A 1,322-nucleotide genomic window follows, 5' to 3' on the forward strand; every position below is an offset into this window, starting at 1 on the left:
TGAACCGCACCGGATTTTGTGGAGGCTCCAACTCTTGAGAGAATGGAGCCATGAACAAGAAGCCAAGCAAGTTTTCCCCGGAAGTCCGGGAGCGCGCAGTGCGCCTGGTGCGCGAGCAGCGTAGCGAACACCCGTCGATGTGGGCAGCGGTCCAATCGATAGCGCCGATGATCGGCTGTACGCCGCAGACGCTGCTGGATTGGGTCAAACGCGACGAGGTCGATCGCGGGGAGCGCGATGGCGTAAGCACGGTCGAGCGTGAACGCATCAAGGCCCTGGAGCGCGAGGTCAAGGAACTGCGCCGGACCAACGAGATTCTCAAACTGGCGAGCGCATTTTTCGCCCAGGCGGAGCTCGACCGCCGTTTCAAGTCCTGAAGGCCTTCATTGATCAGCATCGCGACACCTTCGGGGTCGAGCCGATCTGCAAGGTCTTGCGGATTGCCCCGTCGGGCTACCGACGCCATGCTGCGCAGCTTCGCGATCCGTCCAAACGCTGCGCCCGCGCGAAACGCGATGAGCTTCTGCAACCGGAAATCAAGCGTGTCTGGCAGGCCAACATGCAGGTCTACGGCGTGCCGAAGGTCTGGAAACAGATGAACCGGGAAGGCATTGCGGTGGCACGCTGCACGGTCGGGCGGCTGATGAAACTGCAGGGCTTGCGAGGCGCAGTTCGCGGTAAGCGTGTTCGCACGACGATTCCCGATGTGAGCGCGCCGCGCCCGCTGGACCGGGTCAACCGGCAGTTCAAGGCCGATCGACCAAATCAGCTCTGGGTGTCGGATTTTACGTATGTCTCGACTTGGCAAGGCTGGCTGTACGTGGCATTCGTGATCGACGTGTTTGCCCGTCGTATCGTTGGCTGGCGCGTCAGCTCGTCGATGACCACGGACTTCGTGCTGGATGCACTTGAACAGGCGCTGTACGCCCGCCAGCCGGGCGAGGACAGAACGTTGATTCACCACTCCGACAGAGGGTCCCAATACGTCAGCATTCGCTACAGCGAACGGCTGGCCGAGGCTGGCATCGAACCGTCGGTTGGCAGCCGGGGCGACAGCTACGACAATGCACTGGCTGAAACGATCAACGGCCTGTACAAGACGGAACTGATTCATCGGCGCGCCCCTTGGAAAACGAGGGAATCCGTCGAACTGGCAACGCTGGAATGGGTGGCCTGGTACAACCGTCATCGGCTGATGGAACCGCTCGGCTATATTCCGCCCGCTGAGGCTGAGGCAAACTACTACAGGCAACTCGGAAATACCGCTGACGTGCCTGCATTAACTTAAACCAACCAGCCTCCACGATTCCCGGTGCGGTTCA

General features: G+C 60.8%; 1 protein-coding gene and 1 other annotated feature. The gene reads left to right on the forward strand.

Annotation, left to right across the window (positions count from 1 at the left end):
- The first annotated feature begins 50 nt into the window (after positions 1-50).
- Positions 51-1,288 (forward strand): IS3 family transposase gene (locus SB786_RS35450; protein WP_410731471.1). Its coding sequence is split into 2 segments (ribosomal slippage): positions 51-342 and positions 342-1,288, totalling 1,239 coding nucleotides; the frame shifts between segments, so codons are not numbered across the junction.
- Positions 332-448: a sequence feature (AL1L pseudoknot), on the forward strand. Its footprint overlaps the gene before it by 117 nt.
- Positions 1,289-1,322: the final 34 nt, after the last annotated feature.

Origin of the sequence: Burkholderia sp. SIMBA_062 (assembly GCF_046534765.1) — a bacterium.
Classification (GTDB): domain Bacteria; phylum Pseudomonadota; class Gammaproteobacteria; order Burkholderiales; family Burkholderiaceae; genus Burkholderia; species Burkholderia ambifaria.